Source organism: Agromyces sp. NBRC 114283 (assembly GCF_030268405.1).
Lineage (GTDB): Bacteria > Actinomycetota > Actinomycetes > Actinomycetales > Microbacteriaceae > Agromyces > Agromyces mediolanus.
Genome location: NZ_BSQP01000001.1, coordinates 1,738,367 through 1,754,838, shown reverse-complemented (window position 1 = coordinate 1,754,838; position 16,472 = coordinate 1,738,367). Strand labels below are relative to the sequence as shown.

Here is a 16,472-nt window from a genome sequence, read left to right as displayed (position 1 = left end):
CTACGCTGAGTGAGCGCTCACTCCAATCGTGTTCGCCCGAGGCGAATGCCGATCAGGGGGTCCGCCCGGCGGGGCGTGGGCGCTCAGCCGTTCGCGCGCGTGCGTCCGCCGAGGGCGCGTGCGTCGCGGTTGCCCGCGAGATCCTTGCGGAGTTCCTTCGGCAGCGAGAACATCAGGTCTTCCTCGGCCGTCTTCACCTCGGCGACCTCGCCGTAGCCCGCGTCGGCGAGCTCGAGGAGCACCTCCTTGACGAGCCCCTCCGGCACCGAGGCGCCGCTCGTGACGCCGACCGTGGCGACCCCGTCGAGCCACTCCTGACGGATCTCGCTCGAGTAGTCGACCCGGTAGGCGGCCTTGGCGCCGTTCTCGAGCGCGACCTCGACGAGGCGCACGCTGTTGGACGAGTTGGCCGAGCCCACCACGATCACGAGCTCCGCCTCGGCGGCGACCTTCTTGATCGCGACCTGGCGGTTCTGCGTGGCGTAGCAGATGTCGTCGGACGGCGGGTCCTGCAGGTTCGGGAAGCGCTCGCGCAGCCGGCGCACGGTCTCCATCGTCTCGTCGACCGAGAGCGTCGTCTGCGAGAGCCAGACGACCTTGTCGGGGTCGCGCACCTCGATGTCGGGCACGTCGTCGGGGCTGTTCACGAGCGTGACGTGGTCGGGCGCCTCGCCGGCCGTGCCCTCGACCTCCTCGTGGCCCTCGTGGCCGATGAGCAGGATCTCGAAGTCGTCGCGGGCGAAGCGCACGGCCTCACGGTGCACCTTCGTCACGAGCGGGCACGTCGCGTCGATCGCGTGCAGGCCGCGGTCGGCCGCGGCGTTGACCACCGCGGGCGAGACGCCGTGCGCGCTGAACACGATGTGCGCGCCCTCCGGCACCTCGTCGACCTCGTCGACGAAGATCGCGCCCTGCTTCTCGAGCTCGGTCACGACGTGGATGTTGTGCACGATCTGCTTGCGCACGTACACCGGGGCGCCGTAGTGCTCGAGCGCCTTCTCGACGGCGATCACGGCGCGGTCGACGCCGGCGCAGTAGCCGCGGGGCGCGGCGAGCAGCACGCGCTTGGGTCGGCCGGCGGGGATATCCTTGAGCCGGCCTCGCACGCTCGGAATCCTCGGCATGCCGAGGCCGACCCGCGGGGCATCAATCGAGCTCGTCACGATGTCCATCCTACGTGGCCCAGGCTGACGAGCTCCCGGGAGGCAGAGTGACGCAGGCGCCGGCGACGCGCGACGAGCCCTGGCCCGTCGCCCTACTCTCGACGAAGGTCAAGGAGTGGATCGACCGGCTCGGCACCGTCTGGGTCGAAGGCGAGATCACCCAGTGGGGCGTCTCCGCGGGCAACGTCTACGGCAAGCTCAAAGACATCGACCAGGCCGCCACGGTGTCGTTCACGCTGTGGTCGAGCGTGCGGGCGCGGCTCTCGGAGGACTTCAAGCAGGGCGACCGGGTCGTCGCGCTCGTGAAGCCGAACTGGTGGGTGAAGGGCGGCAGCCTCACCTTCCAGGTCTTCGAGCTGAAGCACGTGGGCCTCGGCGACCTGCTCGAGCGCCTCGAACGCCTGCGCGCCCAGCTCGCCGCCGAGGGGCTGTTCGCGCTCGAGCGCAAGCGCCGGCTGCCGTTCCTGCCCGGCGTCGTCGGGCTCGTGACCGGCAAGGACTCCGACGCCGAGAAGGACGTGCTGCGCAACGCCCGGCTGCGCTGGCCCGCGGTCGACTTCCGCGTGGTGCACGCCGCCGTGCAGGGCGATCGCGCCGTGGGCGAGGTGACCCGTGCGATCGAGCGCCTCGACGCCGACCCCGAGGTCGAGGTCATCATCGTCGCCCGCGGCGGCGGCGACTTCCAGAACCTGCTGCCGTTCAGCGACGAGCGCGTCGTCCGCGCCGCCGCGGCGGCCACGACCCCGATCGTGAGCGCGATCGGCCACGAGGCCGACCGGCCGCTCCTCGACGAGGTCGCCGACCTGCGCGCCTCGACGCCGACGGATGCCGCGAAGCGCGTCGTGCCCGACGTCGCCGAGGAGCTCGCCCGGGTGGGGCAGGCGCGTTCCCGCCTGACGATGCGCCTGCAGGGGTTCCTCGCCCACGAGATCGACCGCATCGGGCACCTGCGCTCCCGGCCTTCGCTCGCGGACGGCGGCTGGATCGTCGACCGCCGCGCCGAGGAGCTCACCCGCTGGGTCGCCCGCGGCACCGAGCTCGTCGACCGGCTCGTCGAGCGGCAGGAGCACCGCCTCGGCGAGCTGCGCGGGCACCTCCGCGCCCTCTCCCCGCAGGCGACGCTCGACCGCGGCTACGCGATCGTGCAGGGCGACGACGGGCACGTCGTGCGCGCGCCCGCCGCCGCACCACAGGGCGCGGCGCTCACCCTCACGCTCGCCGAGGGCACGATCGCCGCGGTCTCGGCGGGCGCCGCGCCGGATGCCGCCGGCCGCGGCGACGGGTCGGCCGCGTCGGGCGCCGACAGTGGCGGCGAATAGAATGGCCGGTATGCCCTCCTCCCCCGACCTCGCCGAGCTCAGCTACGAGCAGGCGCGCGACGAGCTCGTGCGCGTCGTCGCCGAACTCGAGCAGGGTTCCGCGACGCTCGAGCAGTCGCTCGCGCTGTGGGAGCGCGGCGAGGCGCTGGCGGCGCGCTGCGAGGAGTGGCTGATCGGCGCGAAGGCCCGGCTCGACGCCGCCCGCGCCGGGGTCGCCGCCGCGGCACCCGCCCCGGGCACCCCGACCTCCGACGCGGAGGGCGAGGCCTGATGGCCGAGCGCGCCCCGCGGGTCGTCGCCGAGCTCGGCCGCCCGGAGACGCCGGAGGAGACCGCGGCCCGCAAGGCCGAGAACTCCCGCAAGCACCGCCAGCGCCAGACGCTGCGCAACCTCGTGCTCGCGCTCGTCGCGAGCCTCGGGCTGATGCTCTTCATCGTGCTCATCGTGCCGCGCAGCAACACCGCGATCGAGCGCGACGTCGACGTGCCCGCGGTCGCCGAGCAGGTGCAGCCCGCGTTCTCGAACGACCTCGCCGTGCCCGTGCTGCCCGAGGGCTGGCGCGCGAACGCCGCCGAGATCCGCACCAGCAAGGCCGACCAGGTCACCGCCTGGTACGTCGGCTACCTCACGCCCGGCGACGAGTACATCGGCATGTCGCAGGCGGTCGGCGCGAACCCGAGCTGGGTGTCGACGCAGCTCGCCCGCACGCTCCCCGTCGGCACGACCGAGATCGCCGGCGTCGACTGGACCGTGTACGACAACCGCACGAGCGACGCCGACGTCGGCAACGCCCGCTACGGGCTCGTCGCCGAGGCCGGCGAGCAGACCATCATCCTGATCGGCACCGCCTCGCCCGAGGAGTTCGCCGAGCTGGCCACGGCGCTCGCGCCGACCATCACGGCCCACGGCTCGGCCGGTTCCGAGTGACCGAGCCGGCGACCGCCGCCGAACGAGAGGATCCCTCCGTGAAGAGCTCCACCCCGAAGACTCCCGCCGACACCTGGCGGGAGCTCCGCGACGGCAACGCCCGCTTCGTGTCCGGCGCCCCGATGCATCCGCGTCAGGACGTCGAGCGCCGCGCCTCGCTCGCGCACGCCCAGCGTCCGCTCGTCGCGATCTTCGGCTGCAGCGACTCGCGCCTCGCGGCGGAGATCATCTTCGACGTCGGCCTCGGCGACGCCTTCGTCGTGCGGAACGCCGGCCAGGTCGTCTCCGACTCGGCCCTCGGCTCGCTCGAGTACGCGGTGGGCGTGCTGAACGTGCCGCTCGTGCTCGTGCTCGCCCACGACGAATGCGGCGCGGTGCGCGCCGCCATCGACTCCCAGACCGCCGACGCGGCGCCGCTGCCCTCCTTCATCGGCGGCCTCGTCGAGAAGATCGTGCCGGCCGTGCGCAAGGTCGCCGGGGTGCCGAGCGACGCCCCGGTCGAGCCCGCGCGGATCGACGCCGGCTACGTCGGTCGCGAGCACCTGCGCAACACGGTGACCGGGCTCGTCGAGTCCTCCGAGATGATCAGCGACGCGATCGCAGCGGGTACGCTGGCTATCGTCGGCGCGAACTACCGGCTCCTCGAGGGCCGGGTCGAGACCGACATCGTCGTCGGCGCGGTCTGACCGCCGACGCCAGCCGCCAGCCGGGCCCCGCCGGAGCGTCCGGCATCGCCGATCGAAAGGGAAACACATCGTGGTGGACAACGCCGCCGACTACCGCATCGAGCACGACACGATGGGTGAGGTGAGGGTTCCCGCGAAGGCCCTCTACCGCGCCCAGACGCAGCGCGCCGTCGAGAACTTCCCGATCTCCGGCAGCGGCCTCGAGCCCGCGCAGATCGCCGCGCTCGCCCGCATCAAGAAGTCGGCCGCCCAGGCCAACGCGAAGCTCGGCGTGCTCGAGCAGGACCTCGCCGAGGCGATCGTCGCCGCCGCCGACGAGGTCATCGCCGGCCGTCACGGCTTCGTCGAGCACTTCCCGGTCGACGTCTACCAGACCGGCTCGGGCACGAGCTCGAACATGAACATGAACGAGGTGCTCGCCACGCTCGCGACCGAGAAGCTCGGCCGCCCGGTGCACCCGAACGACCACATCAACGCCTCGCAGTCCTCGAACGACGTGTTCCCGACCTCGGTGCACATCGCCGTCACGGCCGCGCTCATCGACGAGCTCATCCCCTCGCTCGACCACCTCGCCGTGTCGCTCGAGGCGAAGGCCGCCGAGTGGGCCGGGGTCGTGAAGGCCGGCCGCACGCACCTGATGGACGCCACGCCGGTCACCCTCGGCCAGGAGTTCGGCGGCTACGCCCGTCAGATCCGGCTCGGCATCGAGCGCGTGCGCACGGCGCTCCCCCGCGTCGCGGAGGTCCCGCTCGGCGGCACCGCCGTCGGCACCGGCATCAACACGCCGGCCGGCTTCCCGCAGCTCGTCATCGAGCTCCTCCAGCAGGAGACCGAGCTGCCGATCACGGAGGCCGCCGACCACTTCGAGGCGCAGGCGAACCGCGACGGCCTCGTCGACGCCTCGGGCGCGCTCCGCACCATCGCGGTGAGCCTCACCAAGATCTGCAACGACCTGCGCTGGATGGGCTCCGGCCCGAACACCGGCCTCGGCGAGCTGCACATCCCCGACCTGCAGCCGGGCTCCTCGATCATGCCGGGCAAGGTCAACCCCGTCGTGCCCGAGGCCGTGCTCATGGCCTGCGCGCGGGTCATCGGCAACGACGCGACCGTCGCCTGGGGCGGCGCCTCGGGCTCGTTCGAACTGAACGTGCAGATCCCGGTCATGGGCACCGCGCTGCTCGAGTCGATCCGGCTGCTCTCGAACTCGGTCCGCGTGCTCGCCGACAAGACCGTCGACGGGCTGCAGGCGAACACCGAGCGCGCGACCGCCCTCGCCGGCATGTCGCCGTCGATCGTGACCCCGTTGAACAAGCTCATCGGATACGAGGCCGCGGCGAAGATCGCGAAGCACTCGGTGGCCAAGGGCATCACGGTGCGCGAGGCCGTCATCGACCTCGGCTACGTGGAGCGCGGGGAGCTGAGCGAGGCGCAGCTCGACGCCGCCCTCGACCTGCTCTCGATGACGCGTCCGCCGCAGGCGAAGTAGCGTTCAGCACCCGGATGCCCCGTGCCGCACGTCGGCACGGGGCATCCGTCGTTCCTGGCCCGTCTCAGGCGGCGGGCGCCTCGACGGGAGCCGTCGTGTGCGGGATGATCCGGAGGCACGCGGCGATCCCCGCCACCGTCGCTCCGGCGGTGAGCAGCGCACCACTCAGCGCGGCGTCGCCGCCCGAGATCATGAACGCGTCGGCGAGCGACATGCCGAGGTTGAAGCCAGCGACGAACACGCCGAAGCCGAGCAACGCCAGCCCGGTGAGCGCCGAGCGCGCCACTCGGCGTTCGTCGAGGTTCCGCAGCGGTCCCCGTGGGCCGACCACCGCCACCGCGAGGAACAGGAGCACGAGCGGCAGCCACATCGCCGCCCAGGCCAGGACGAAGCCCATGCCGAGCGACGGATGCTCGCCGCGAGCGGCGAGCTCGGCGTAGATCTCGGCGAGCCCGAGGCCGGGAACCTTCGCCATCGGGTTCCACACGAGGAGGTGCAGCACGGCGACGACGAGGGCGGTGGTGAGCGTCAGCGCGGCGAGGAGCGCCGAGAGCCGGGTGCCGAGCCGCGCCGGGATCCCCGGCGTCGTGCGCCGCAGCGCCGGGTCGCGCGCGATCGGCCAGGCGATCGCGACCGCGGCGACGCCGAGCCCGGCGACGAGGCCGAGCATGAGTGCGAAGCTGAGCGCGAAGAGCGTCAGCACGAGGGCGAGCACGGATGCCCCGGCGACCGCGATCCCGATCGCGAGCAGCCAGGCGACGAGCGGCCGCCGCACGGGCAGCAGAGTCCGCAGCCCGACGCTCGCCGCGATCGCGCCGAACACCAGCGCGACGACGGCGAGCCCGCCGAGGCCGATGGACACGAGTCCGGCGAACGTGCCCGGCAGCGCCTCGCCCGGGATGAGCCATCCGCCGTTCAGCAGCACGAGCGCCGTCGCGAACCAGGCCGCGGCCCAGCGTAGCCGGCGGAAGCCCAGCTCCCCCGGCGTGAGACCGAACGCGGCCGGGGAGCGCGGGGCGCCGAGCGCCGTCGCGTAGGCACCGCGCACGATCGCGGCGCGGGAGACGCCGAGTTCCGGGGCGTCACGGAGCGAGCCGAGCCACTCCTCGCGGAACCGCGGACGAAGCGCTCCGGGCAGCAGCAGGACGGCAGCGCCGATCCACCGCTCGGCGCTCACGCGTTGCCTCCGACCGCGACGGGTCCGAGGCCCGACCGCGAGTGCGCGGACACGGCGCGCCGGCGGGCGATCCGGTGGGCGATCGCGGGCCCGGCGGCCTCGCGCCCGGCCGCGGTCAGGGTGTAGAGCCGCCGTCTGGGTCCGGGCCGGTCGGCGTCGAGCTCCCACTCCGACTCGAGCCAGCCGGCGCGCTCGAGCCGTTCGAGCAGCGGGTAGACGGTGCCCGCGGGCCGGCCGGAGCGCTTCACGAGCGCGAGGCCCCAGATCGGATCGGCGGCATCGACGAGCGCTTCGAGCACGTCGGCGGTGGCGTCGGTGATGCGGGGAGACGACATGCCTCGAACCTAGCTATATCGAGATAGCCGCGCAACACCCGGTGATTCCGGGGGTGTTCCGGCTGGTGCACGGAGCGAACGGCTCGAGCGGCGCGCGGGAGTAGCGTGGGACCATGGATCACGGAGGCACGCCAGTCACCGACCGCGCCGAGCTCGAGGCCCTGATCGGCACGCCGCTCCCCGCCGCGAAGGCGAAGGAGCGCACGAGGCTGCACGAGCTCGACCGGGCGTTCCTCGCGGCATCCCCGCTCTGCTTCATCGCGACGGCGGATGCCTCGGGCGCCGCCGACGTCTCCCCGAAAGGCGACCCGGCCGGCTTCGCGCTCGTCCTCGACGACACGACGATCGCGATCCCGGAGCGTCCGGGCAACCGGCGCGCCGACGGCTTCCACAACGTGCTCGAGAACCCGAACGTCGGCCTCGTCTTCGTCATCCCCGGCCGCGGCGACACGCTGCGGGTGAACGGCCGGGCGCGCGTGCTCCGTGATGTCCCGTACGCGGAGCGGATGGCCGTGCGCGGACATGTACCCCAGCTCGTGCTCGAGGTCGCCGTGGAGCAGGTCTTCTTCCACTGCTCGAAGGCGTTCCTGCGCTCGAAGACCTGGGACGCCGCCAGCTGGACCCCCGACGCCGCGCCCCGTCGCGCCGTCATCGCCCAGGCGCTCGAACGGCCGGGCGAGTCCGTCGCGGCGCTCGAGGAGTACTACGGCCCGAGCTACGCCGAGCGGATGTACTGACCCGGCCTGCCCGACACGCGAAGCGGCCCGGAGTCGGAGCCCCGGGCCGCCTCGCACCGACTACGCGAGCTCGTTGCCGTCGAGCATCTCCGAGACGAGCGCCGCGATCGCGCTGCGCTCGCTGCGGGTGAGCGTGATGTGGCCGAACAGCGGATGCCCCTTCAGCGTCTCGATCACCGAGGCGACCCCGTCGTGCCGGCCCACCCGCAGATTGTCCCGCTGGGCCACGTCGTGCGTCATCACGACCCGCGAGTTCTGGCCGATCCGGCTCAGCACGGTGAGCAGCACGTTCCGTTCGAGCGACTGCGCCTCGTCGACGATCACGAAGGCGTCGTGCAGCGAGCGTCCACGGATGTGGGTGAGCGGCAGCACCTCGAGGATCCCCCGTTCGACGACCTCGTCGAGCACGTTCTGCGAGACGAGCGCGCCGAGGGTGTCGAACACCGCCTGCCCCCAGGGGTTCATCTTCTCGCCCTGGTCGCCGGGCAGGTAGCCGAGTTCCTGGCCGCCGACCGCGTAGAGCGGGCGGAACACCATGATCTTCTTGTGCTGCTGGCGCTCCAGCACCGCCTCGAGCCCCGCGCAGAGCGCGAGCGCCGACTTGCCGGTGCCCGCTCGGCCGCCGAGCGAGAGGATGCCGACCTCCGAGTCGAGCAGCAGGTCGATCGCGAGCCGCTGCTCCGCCGAACGGCCGTGCACGCCGAACACCTCGCGGTCCCCGCGCACGAGCCGCACCTCCCGTTCCCCCACGACGCGGCCGAGCGCCGAGCCGCGGTCCGAGTGCAGCACGAGCCCGGTGTTGATCGGCATCCCCTCCACCGTGCTCGTCGTGAGCGTCTCGCGCTCGTAGAGCCGCGCCATGTCGTTCGAGCCGAGCGTGATCTCGGCCATGCCGGTCCAGCCGGAGTCGATGGCGAGCTCGTGCCGGTACTCCTGCGCATCGAGGCCGATCGAGGCGGCCTTCACACGGAGGGGCAGGTCCTTGGAGACGACCGTCACCGGCACCCCGTCGGCCTGCAGGTTCGCGGCGCAGGCGAGGATGCGGGAGTCGTTGTCGCCGAGCTGGAGTCCGCTCGGCAGCACCGAGGGGTTCGAGTGGTTGAGCTCGACGCGCAGCGAGCCGCCCTCGCCGACCGGGATGGGGAAGTCGAGCCGCTCGTGCTCGATCCGCAGTTCGTCGAGGAGTCGCAGCGACTGCCGCGCGAAGTAGCCGATCTCGGGGTCGTTGCGCTTCGCCTCGAGCTCGGTGATCACCACGACGGGCAGCACCACCGCGTGTTCGTGGAAGTTGAACAGCGCGCGCGGATCGCTCAGCAGCACCGAGGTATCGAGGACGTACGTGCGCTCGGCCTGTGCGAGCTTCTCGTGCTCAGCCGCCGTGTCGCGCGCCTTCGCACGCCCAGCGGAACGACCGACCGATTCAGGAGTAACCGATGACGCCACAACCGCTCCCGCCCCGAGCATTTCGCTCGGATCACGCGCCGGCCGGCGATCCTCCTACGAGCGGTCACGAGCCGACTCGAACAGGTGATTTACCCGTTGAGCCGAAGCTACGACCGTTTCGCGGGAACCCTGGAAGCGACACGCGGGCGGATATCGGGCGTTCACCTGCATCCACCTTCGACCCCGCACACCGCGTCGAGCCGGCGCGGTGTGCGGTCAGTAGCTGGCGGCGGTCGAGTAGGAGACGAGCGCGTCGCGGAGCATGCCGAGGGTCTCCTCGGTGGTGCCCGCGTGCACGCTCAGCCGCACCCGGCCCTGCCGGCTCGTGGCGGTGACGCCGTGGTTGTGCAGGGAGGCGGAGAGGGTCGTCGCCTGCTCGGCCAGCGGTTCGAGCACGACGATGCCGGCGCGCTCGTGCTCGTCCCGGGACGAGGCCACGGCGATCGCGAACTCGTCGGCGAGCTCGATCACCCGGCTCACGCGCTCCGTGACCGCGGCGTTCACCTGCGGCACGCCGACGCGGGCGAGCTGCTCGAGCACGACGGCGAAGCGGGCCTCCGCGATCGGGTCGGGGTTCGTCACCCGGAACGCCCGGGACGACGAGGCCGGCGGCGGCACCTCGCCCCAGGGCTCGTCCTCCTCCGTGCCGGTGAAGCCGGAGAAGACGGGCGTCAGTCGGTCGAGCGCGCGCTCGCTGAGGGCGAGGACGCCCGTGCCCCAGCCGGCACGGCACCACTTCTGCCCGCCGGTCGCGACGACGTCGGCGAGCGCCCACGGCGCGTCGACCACGCCGAAGCCCTGGATGGCGTCGACGATCAGGAGCCGGTCGCCGATGACCTGGCGGATGCCCTCGAGATCGCACAGGTAGCCGGTGCGGGAGTCGACGAGGCTGACCGCGACCGCCTTCACGCTCGGGTCGAGCTGCTCGCGGATGCGCGCCGGGGTGACCTTGCCGTGGTCGGTCTCGAGCCACACGGGCGTGATCGCGTGCAGCGCCTCCCGGGCACGCACGGCGGCGATGGGCAGGCTCGGGAACTCGCCCGCCGAGAGCAGCACGCCGCCGGTGAGACCGAACATCGCGTGCATGAGGCCCTGCGTCGTGTTGGGCTGCGCCACGATCTGCTCGCTCGGCAGCCCGAGGAGCGCTGCGGCCGCGTCGCGGACCCGGGCGTCCTGCTCCCGCATGACGTCGAGGCTGCCGTGTCTGGCGCGGGCGAGCACCTGCGTGAGCGCCAGCGTCTCCTCCGCCGCGACGGAGGCGATCGGACCGACTCGACCGTAGTCGAGATAGCCCGGCTCCTCCGTGAATCCGGCGGCGTACTCCTCGATGCTCATGGGCCCCTTCCGCAAGTCCAGCACTGAGGATAGCGCTCGCGGGGCGAACAGCGCTCGTACCGACCGCCCGGACGGCTCGGCCGCAGGTGCTGCGGCGTCGCGAGCGGGTTCAGCCGCCGAAGCGCCGGTGCCGTTTGGCGTAATCGCGGAGGGCGCGCAGGAAGTCGACCTTGCGCAGATCGGGCCCGAGCGCCTCGACGAAGTAGAACTCGCTGTGCGCCGACTGCCACAGCATGAAGTCGCTGAGCCGCTGCTCGCCCGAGGTGCGGATCACGAGGTCGGGATCGGGCTGTCCGCCGGTGTAGAGGTGCTCGCCGATGAGATCGGGCGTGAGCCGCTCGGCCAGGTCTTCCAGACTGCGGCCCTCGGCGTGGTGCGCGGCGACGATCGCCCGCATCGCATCGGTGATCTCGGTGCGTCCGCCGTAGCCCACGGCGAGGTTCACGTGCAGGCCGCGCTTGTCGGCGGTGCGGTGCTCGGCGGCGTCGAGCGCCGCCACGAGCGGCTCGGGCAGGCCGGCGTCGCTGCCGACGTGCTGCACCCGCCAGTCGCGGTAATGGCTGAGCTCCTCGGCGAGCTCGGCGATGATCTCGATGAGGTCGGCCAGCTCGTCGGGGGCGCGGTTGCTGAGGTTGTCGCTCGACAGCAGGTAGAGCGTGACCACGCGGATGCCGAGGTCGTCGCACCACTCCAGGAACTCGCGCATCTTCGCCGCGCCGGCCCGATGCCCATGGGCCGCGGTGTCGTAGCCGAGCTGCTTCGCCCAGCGCCGGTTGCCGTCGATGATCATCGCGACGTGCCGCGGCACCGACCCGGGACCGAGGCCCCGCTGCAGGCGCCGTTGATACATCCGGTAGAGGAGACCGCGACCAAGGGACCGATCGCTGTTCTGCACCCGACTACGCTACCCCCACCCGGGGCCGACACTCACAGCGGATCGTGATGGGCGACGCCCTACGCTTGGTTCATGACCCCCACGGATGCGCGCGAGCCCGAAGACGTCGCCGAGCGCCTGGAGCATCCGCTCGCCGAGCTCGACGCCTCGGACGCCGCGGTCGCCCGCGACGAGGGCCGCGGGCCCGAACTGCCGAACATCCCGCTCCTCGACGCGTCGCTGGCCAACCCGGCCGAGTTGAAGCCGAGCTGGCGCGGCTGGATCCACGCGGGCACCTTCCCGGTCACCATCGCCGCGGGCATCGTGCTCATCACCCTCGCCCACGGCGCCCCGGCGAAGTGGGCCTCGGCCGTCTTCATGCTCACCTCGATGCTGCTGTTCGGAAACTCGGCGCTCTACCACCGCTTCAACTGGAAGCCGCGCACCAAGGTCATCCTGAAGCGCATCGATCACGCGAACATCTTCCTGCTCATCGCGGGCACCTACACCCCGCTGGCCGTGCTGGCGCTGCCGCCCGAGAAGGGCTTCGTGCTGCTCGCGATCGTCTGGGCCGGCGCGCTGCTCGGCATCGGCTTCCGCGTCTTCTGGATCACGGCGCCGCGCTGGCTCTACGTGCCGCTCTATCTGCTGCTCGGCTGGGCCGCGGTCATGTACCTCGCCGACCTGCTCGCCGCGAACGTCGCGATGATGGTGCTCGTGATCGTCGGCGGTGTGCTCTACACGATCGGCGCGGTCGTCTACGGCGTGAAGCGGCCGAACCCGTGGCCCGGGCACTTCGGCTTCCACGAGATCTTCCACGTGTGCACGGTGCTGGCGTTCATGTGCCACTGGACCGCCACGCTGCTGATCGCGCTCGCGCCCGCCTACAACGCGGGTTGACTCGGCGGTCGCGCGGTCAGTCGCGCTTCGCGGCGCCGGGCTCGGCGGGAGCGTCCGAGGCATCCGCGCCGGTGGCGGTCGGCTCGCCCGCATCGCTCGACTCGGCGGCCCCTTCGGCCTCGGCGCGCTCCTCGGCGTCGAGCTGCTCCTGCACCTGCGCGCGGTAGTTCGTGCGGCGGATGCGGCGGGTCATGTCGAGGATGAGGAGCAGCACCGCGATCATCACGAGGAAGGTCACGACGAAGCCCATGACGCCGGGCGTCACCGTGTTCGGGTCGAACTCCTCCTTCTCCGCCGCGACGACGACGGCGGAGAGCGCGGGAACGGCGGAGGACAGGAGCATCGGGATCCCTTCAGGGGGCGGCGTTAGGCTGGATGCAGCCTAGTCGATCCACCTCGAAGGAGCCCGAGTGAGCCCTGCCGACGCCGCGGCATCCGCGCCGAGCGACGAACGGTCGCCCGCCGATGCCGACACCCCCGCGGCGCCCTCCGAGGCGATCGAGGCCCGCTACGGGCGCACGAAGCGCAACCGCTCGCGCGACCGGCTGCTGCTCGTGCTCGGCGGCGCCGCCGTCGCGATCGTGCTCGTCGCCTGGGTCGCGTGGGCCGGACTCGACGGCAGCAAGCCGCAGATCCAGGCGACCGACCTCGGCCACGTGCTGCAGCCCGACGAGCGCGCCGTCGAGGTGACCTGGCAGCTCTCCGTGCCCGCGGGCAACGAGACCGCGTGCATCGTGCAGGCGTTCAACGAGGACTTCACGGTCGTCGGCTGGAAAGTCGTCGAGATTCCTGCTTCCGACAAGCCGATCCGCGAGTTCACGGAGACGGTCCGCACCGCGCAGGAGGCGAACACCGGTTTGATCAACCGGTGCTGGCTCACCTAACATTGGAGATTCGCTCCGGCATCCGCCGGGGCGACACGTCTATTCCGGACGCAGTTCCGAACAGGAGTGTGCACCATGGCGCAGGACGCCACCGTCACCTGGCTGACCCAGGAGGCCTACGACCGGCTCGCCGCCGAGCTCGAGCACCTCTCCACGCACGGTCGCGAGGAGATCGCCAAGCGCATCGAGGCCGCTCGCGAAGAGGGCGACCTCAAGGAGAACGGCGGCTACCACGCCGCCAAGGACGAGCAGGGCAAGCAGGAGGCGCGCATCCGTCAGCTCGCCGAGCTCCTGAAGCACGCCGAGGTGGGCGAGGCGCCCGCGTCGAAGGGCATCGTGGAGGCCGGCACCGTCATCACCGCCGTCATCGCCGGCGACGAGGAGACCTTCCTCATCGGCAGCCGCGAGATCGCGGGCGACTCCGAGCTCGACGTGTTCAGCGAGCAGTCCCCGCTCGGCGCCGCCATCCTCGGCCTCAAGGTCGGCGAGAAGACGAGCTACGAGGCGCCGAACGGCCGCGAGATCGCGGTCGAGATCGTGCGCGTCGAGACCTGGGGCGGCGAGTAGTCGACCCGGTCCACGGACGAACGGATGCCCCGGGCGAATCGCCCGGGGCATCCTGCGTCTGCGGCGCTCGCGCGTCGCGAGCCGGTCGTCAGTCGTCGAGGACGACGGGCGCGTAGCCCGCGCTGCGGAGCACTTCGACGACCTGCGTGCGATGCTCGGGGCCGCGCGTCTCGACCGAGATGTCGATCTCGACCTCGGAGATCTGCAGACCGCGGCCGTGCCTCGTGTGCAGCACCTCCACCACATTCGCGTGCGAGCCGGCGAGAAGCTCCGCGATGCGCAGGAGCTGCCCCGGCCGATCGGGCAGGCCGACGCGCACCGTCAGGTACCGGCCCGAGGCGGCGAGGCCGTGCGAGATGACGCGCTGCATGAGGAGCGGGTCGATGTTGCCGCCCGAGAGCATCGCCACGACGGGCCCCTCGGACTGCACCGCACCGGTGAGGAGCGCCGCCACCGACACCGCGCCGGCCGGCTCGACCACGAGCTTCGCGCGCTCGAGCAGCACCAGCAGGGCGCGGGCGATGTCGTCCTCGCCGACGGTGACGACCTCGTCGACCGCCTCGCGGATGATGCGGAAGTTCAGCTCGCCCGGCCGGTACACCGCGATGCCGTCGGCGATCGTGGGCAGCACGGGCACCTGCACCGGCTCCCCCGCGTCGATCGACACGGGGTACGGGGCGGCGTTCGCCGCCTGCACGCCGACCACGCGGATCGTGCGCCCCTCGGCGGCGGCCTTCTGCTTCGCGGCGCTCGCGATGCCCGCGGCGAGCCCGCCGCCGCCGATCGGCACGACGATGGTCGCGGCGTCGGGCACCTGGTCGAGGATCTCGAGGCCGAGGGTGCCCTGGCCGGCGACCACGTCGGGGTGATCGAAGGGTGGGATGAGGACGGCTCCGGTGCGCTCGGCGTACTCGATCGAGGCCTGCTGGGTCTCGCCGAAGGAGGCACCGGCGAGCATGACGTCCGCGCCGTATGCGCGGGTCGCCTCGAGCTTCGGCAGGGCGACGCCGACGGGCATGAAGATGGTCGCCTTGATGCCGAGCTCGCGGGCGGCGAAGGCGACGCCCTGCGCGTGGTTGCCCGCCGAGGAGGCCACGACGCCGCGCTCGCGCTCCTCGAGGCTCAGGCTCGACATGCGGTGGTAGGCGCCGCGGAGCTTGTAGGACCCGGTGCGCTGCAGGTTCTCGCACTTCAGATGCACGGGGGCGCCGACGACGCGGGCGAGGTAGCGGGAGGACTCCATGGGCGTCTCGCGGGCGACGCGGGAGACGATCCCGCGGGCGCGCTCGAAGTCGGCGAGCCCGGGGCCGGGGAAGGTGATGGTCACGGGGTGGGTTCTCCTCGTTGGAAGCCGGGACGCTGCGGGACGGTGCGCCAGAGGGGGGAGGTCGCGTCGGAGTCGGCGGGCGGGCTGCCGCGCTTCCAGTCGCCCTTCGCGATGTAGGCGATCATGACGTTCGCGACGGCGGCGATCGGCACGGCGAAGAGGGCGCCGGGGATGCCGGCGAGCAGCGATCCCGTCGCGACGGCGATCACGACGCCGAGCGGGTGCACCTTCACGGCGGTGCCCATGATCAGCGGCTGGAGCACGTGCCCCTCGACCTGCTGCACGAGGAGCACCACGCCGAGCATGATGAGCGCGATGACCCAGCCGTTGTACACGAGCGCGACGAAGACGGCGAGCGCACCCGTCGCCACGGCGCCGACGATCGGGATGAAGGAGCCGAGGAAGACGAGCACCGCGATCGGGATGGCGAGCGGGACGCCGAGCAGGAGCGCGCCGAGGCCGATGCCGATCGCGTCGATGGTCGCGACGAGGATCTGCACCTTCACGAAGTTCTGCAGCGTGGTCCAGCCCGCGCGCCCGGCGCCGTCGATGGCGGCACGACCGCGACGGGGGAAGATCCCCACGAGCCAGCGCCAGATGCCGCGCCCGTCGATGAGGATGAACAGCGTCGCGAACAGGGCGAGCAGCATGCCCGCGAGGAAGTGCCCGAAGCTCGAGCCGACCGAGAGCGCCCCGCTCCACAGCACGCCCGAGTCCTGCTGGATCGCGGTGACGGCCTGGCCGACCCAGTCATTCAACTGCGCCTCGGTGATGTGGAACGGCCCCTCGAGGAGCCAGACCTTGAGATCCTCCCAGGCGGTGAGCGACTGCGCGGCGAGTTCGTCGGAGCCGCGCGCGATCTGCCAGATGCCGAGCGTCAGAAGCCCGCCGACGACGGCGAGCATCGCCAGCATCGCCGTCGTGACGGAGAGCCACTTGGGCCAGCGGTGCCGCTGCAGGAACTGGCTGAACGGCACGAGCAGCGCCGAGAGCAGCACGGCCACGAGCAGCGGGATCACGATGAGGCGGAGCTGGATGACGAGGAAGATCACGACCGCGACGACGCCGCCGACGAGCAGCAGCCGCCAGGACCAGGCCGCGGCGAGCCGCATGCCGTAAGGCACGCCCTCGCGGGCGTCCCGTTCGTCGGGAGCCTCGTGCTTCGTCGCCTCCGCGTCGGCCGCTCGCGACCGTCGCAGGAACCTGCCTCGAGCCCGCCCCTTCGAGTCCTCCATCGCTCCAGTCTAAATGCGGCCTATTCCGGCACCGGCATGCGGGCCCCGGCTCGGCCTGGCCTGGCCTGACCTGGCCT

The 16,472-nt window shown here is 72.1% G+C and carries 18 protein-coding genes; 9 read left to right on the top strand and 9 right to left on the bottom strand.

The window, feature by feature from the left end; genetic code table 11:
- Positions 1-83 precede the first annotated feature (83 nt).
- On the bottom strand, positions 84-1,124 hold the full coding sequence (locus QSJ60_RS08495) for a 4-hydroxy-3-methylbut-2-enyl diphosphate reductase (RefSeq protein WP_189085112.1): 1,041 nt from the start codon (positions 1,122-1,124) through the stop codon (positions 84-86).
- Positions 1,125-1,210: 86 nt separating this feature from the next.
- Between QSJ60_RS08495 and xseA the strand changes: the two genes are divergently transcribed.
- The 5 genes from xseA to QSJ60_RS08470 all read left to right on the top strand — a co-directional run bounded on the left by xseA (position 1,211) and on the right by QSJ60_RS08470 (position 5,581).
- Positions 1,211-2,482: an exodeoxyribonuclease VII large subunit gene (gene xseA, locus QSJ60_RS08490; protein WP_285463297.1), complete on the top strand. Its 1,272-nt coding sequence runs from the start codon at positions 1,211-1,213 to the stop codon at positions 2,480-2,482.
- 1 nt (position 2,483) lies between these two features.
- On the top strand, positions 2,484-2,753 hold the full coding sequence (locus QSJ60_RS08485) for an exodeoxyribonuclease VII small subunit (protein ID WP_285463296.1): 270 nt from the start codon (positions 2,484-2,486) through the stop codon (positions 2,751-2,753).
- Entirely contained in the window at positions 2,753-3,409 is a 657-nt protein-coding gene (locus tag QSJ60_RS08480) for a DUF4245 domain-containing protein (protein ID WP_189084508.1), read from the top strand. Before QSJ60_RS08485 ends, QSJ60_RS08480 begins: the two co-directional genes overlap by 1 nt.
- 38 nt (positions 3,410-3,447) lie before the next feature.
- Positions 3,448-4,095: a carbonic anhydrase gene (locus tag QSJ60_RS08475; RefSeq protein WP_285463295.1), complete on the top strand. Its 648-nt coding sequence runs from the start codon at positions 3,448-3,450 to the stop codon at positions 4,093-4,095.
- 70 nt (positions 4,096-4,165) lie between these two features.
- Complete coding sequence (locus tag QSJ60_RS08470; RefSeq protein WP_285463294.1) at positions 4,166-5,581, top strand: class II fumarate hydratase; 1,416 nt, start codon at positions 4,166-4,168, stop codon at positions 5,579-5,581.
- A 64-nt stretch (positions 5,582-5,645) separates the two neighbouring features.
- Here the strand turns inward: QSJ60_RS08470 and QSJ60_RS08465 are convergent, their stop codons facing one another.
- Both QSJ60_RS08465 and QSJ60_RS08460 read right to left on the bottom strand, forming a co-directional pair.
- Positions 5,646-6,758: a hypothetical protein gene (locus tag QSJ60_RS08465; protein WP_285463293.1), complete on the bottom strand. Its 1,113-nt coding sequence runs from the start codon at positions 6,756-6,758 to the stop codon at positions 5,646-5,648.
- Positions 6,755-7,093: a PadR family transcriptional regulator gene (locus QSJ60_RS08460; protein WP_230766301.1), complete on the bottom strand. Its 339-nt coding sequence runs from the start codon at positions 7,091-7,093 to the stop codon at positions 6,755-6,757. Before QSJ60_RS08460 ends, QSJ60_RS08465 begins: the two co-directional genes overlap by 4 nt.
- A gap of 113 nt (positions 7,094-7,206) precedes the next feature.
- On the opposite strand from QSJ60_RS08460, the gene QSJ60_RS08455 reads away from it, so the two are divergent.
- A complete protein-coding gene (locus QSJ60_RS08455) occupies positions 7,207-7,830 on the top strand; it encodes a pyridoxamine 5'-phosphate oxidase family protein (RefSeq protein WP_285463292.1) in 624 nt (207 codons plus the stop codon).
- A gap of 60 nt (positions 7,831-7,890) precedes the next feature.
- Here QSJ60_RS08455 and phoH2 read toward each other — a convergent pair whose 3' ends face one another.
- From phoH2 to QSJ60_RS08440, 3 genes are all read right to left on the bottom strand, one after another.
- Complete coding sequence (gene phoH2, locus QSJ60_RS08450; protein ID WP_189084503.1) at positions 7,891-9,294, bottom strand: RNA 5'-3' helicase PhoH2; 1,404 nt, start codon at positions 9,292-9,294, stop codon at positions 7,891-7,893.
- Positions 9,295-9,489: 195 nt separating this feature from the next.
- Positions 9,490-10,608: an aminotransferase class V-fold PLP-dependent enzyme gene (locus QSJ60_RS08445; protein ID WP_285463291.1), complete on the bottom strand. Its 1,119-nt coding sequence runs from the start codon at positions 10,606-10,608 to the stop codon at positions 9,490-9,492.
- A gap of 109 nt (positions 10,609-10,717) precedes the next feature.
- Positions 10,718-11,503, bottom strand: coding sequence for an isoprenyl transferase (locus tag QSJ60_RS08440; protein WP_189084501.1), 786 nt, complete (start codon positions 11,501-11,503; stop codon positions 10,718-10,720).
- A gap of 72 nt (positions 11,504-11,575) precedes the next feature.
- On the opposite strand from QSJ60_RS08440, the gene trhA reads away from it, so the two are divergent.
- Positions 11,576-12,382: a PAQR family membrane homeostasis protein TrhA gene (gene trhA, locus QSJ60_RS08435; RefSeq protein WP_285463290.1), complete on the top strand. Its 807-nt coding sequence runs from the start codon at positions 11,576-11,578 to the stop codon at positions 12,380-12,382.
- A 16-nt stretch (positions 12,383-12,398) separates the two neighbouring features.
- Here the strand turns inward: trhA and QSJ60_RS08430 are convergent, their stop codons facing one another.
- Positions 12,399-12,725: a hypothetical protein gene (locus QSJ60_RS08430; RefSeq protein WP_230766306.1), complete on the bottom strand. Its 327-nt coding sequence runs from the start codon at positions 12,723-12,725 to the stop codon at positions 12,399-12,401.
- A gap of 67 nt (positions 12,726-12,792) precedes the next feature.
- Between QSJ60_RS08430 and QSJ60_RS08425 the strand changes: the two genes are divergently transcribed.
- Complete coding sequence (locus QSJ60_RS08425; RefSeq protein ID WP_285463289.1) at positions 12,793-13,266, top strand: DUF4307 domain-containing protein; 474 nt, start codon at positions 12,793-12,795, stop codon at positions 13,264-13,266.
- 75 nt (positions 13,267-13,341) lie between these two features.
- Complete coding sequence (greA, locus tag QSJ60_RS08420; protein WP_230766307.1) at positions 13,342-13,833, top strand: transcription elongation factor GreA; 492 nt, start codon at positions 13,342-13,344, stop codon at positions 13,831-13,833.
- A gap of 88 nt (positions 13,834-13,921) precedes the next feature.
- Here the strand turns inward: greA and ilvA are convergent, their stop codons facing one another.
- Together ilvA and QSJ60_RS08410 are read right to left on the bottom strand one after the other, a co-directional pair.
- Positions 13,922-15,160: a threonine ammonia-lyase gene (ilvA, locus tag QSJ60_RS08415; protein WP_285463288.1), complete on the bottom strand. Its 1,239-nt coding sequence runs from the start codon at positions 15,158-15,160 to the stop codon at positions 13,922-13,924.
- Complete coding sequence (locus tag QSJ60_RS08410) at positions 15,157-16,395, bottom strand: AI-2E family transporter (protein ID WP_285463287.1); 1,239 nt, start codon at positions 16,393-16,395, stop codon at positions 15,157-15,159. The genes ilvA and QSJ60_RS08410 overlap by 4 nt, the downstream gene beginning before the upstream one ends.
- Positions 16,396-16,472: the final 77 nt, after the last annotated feature.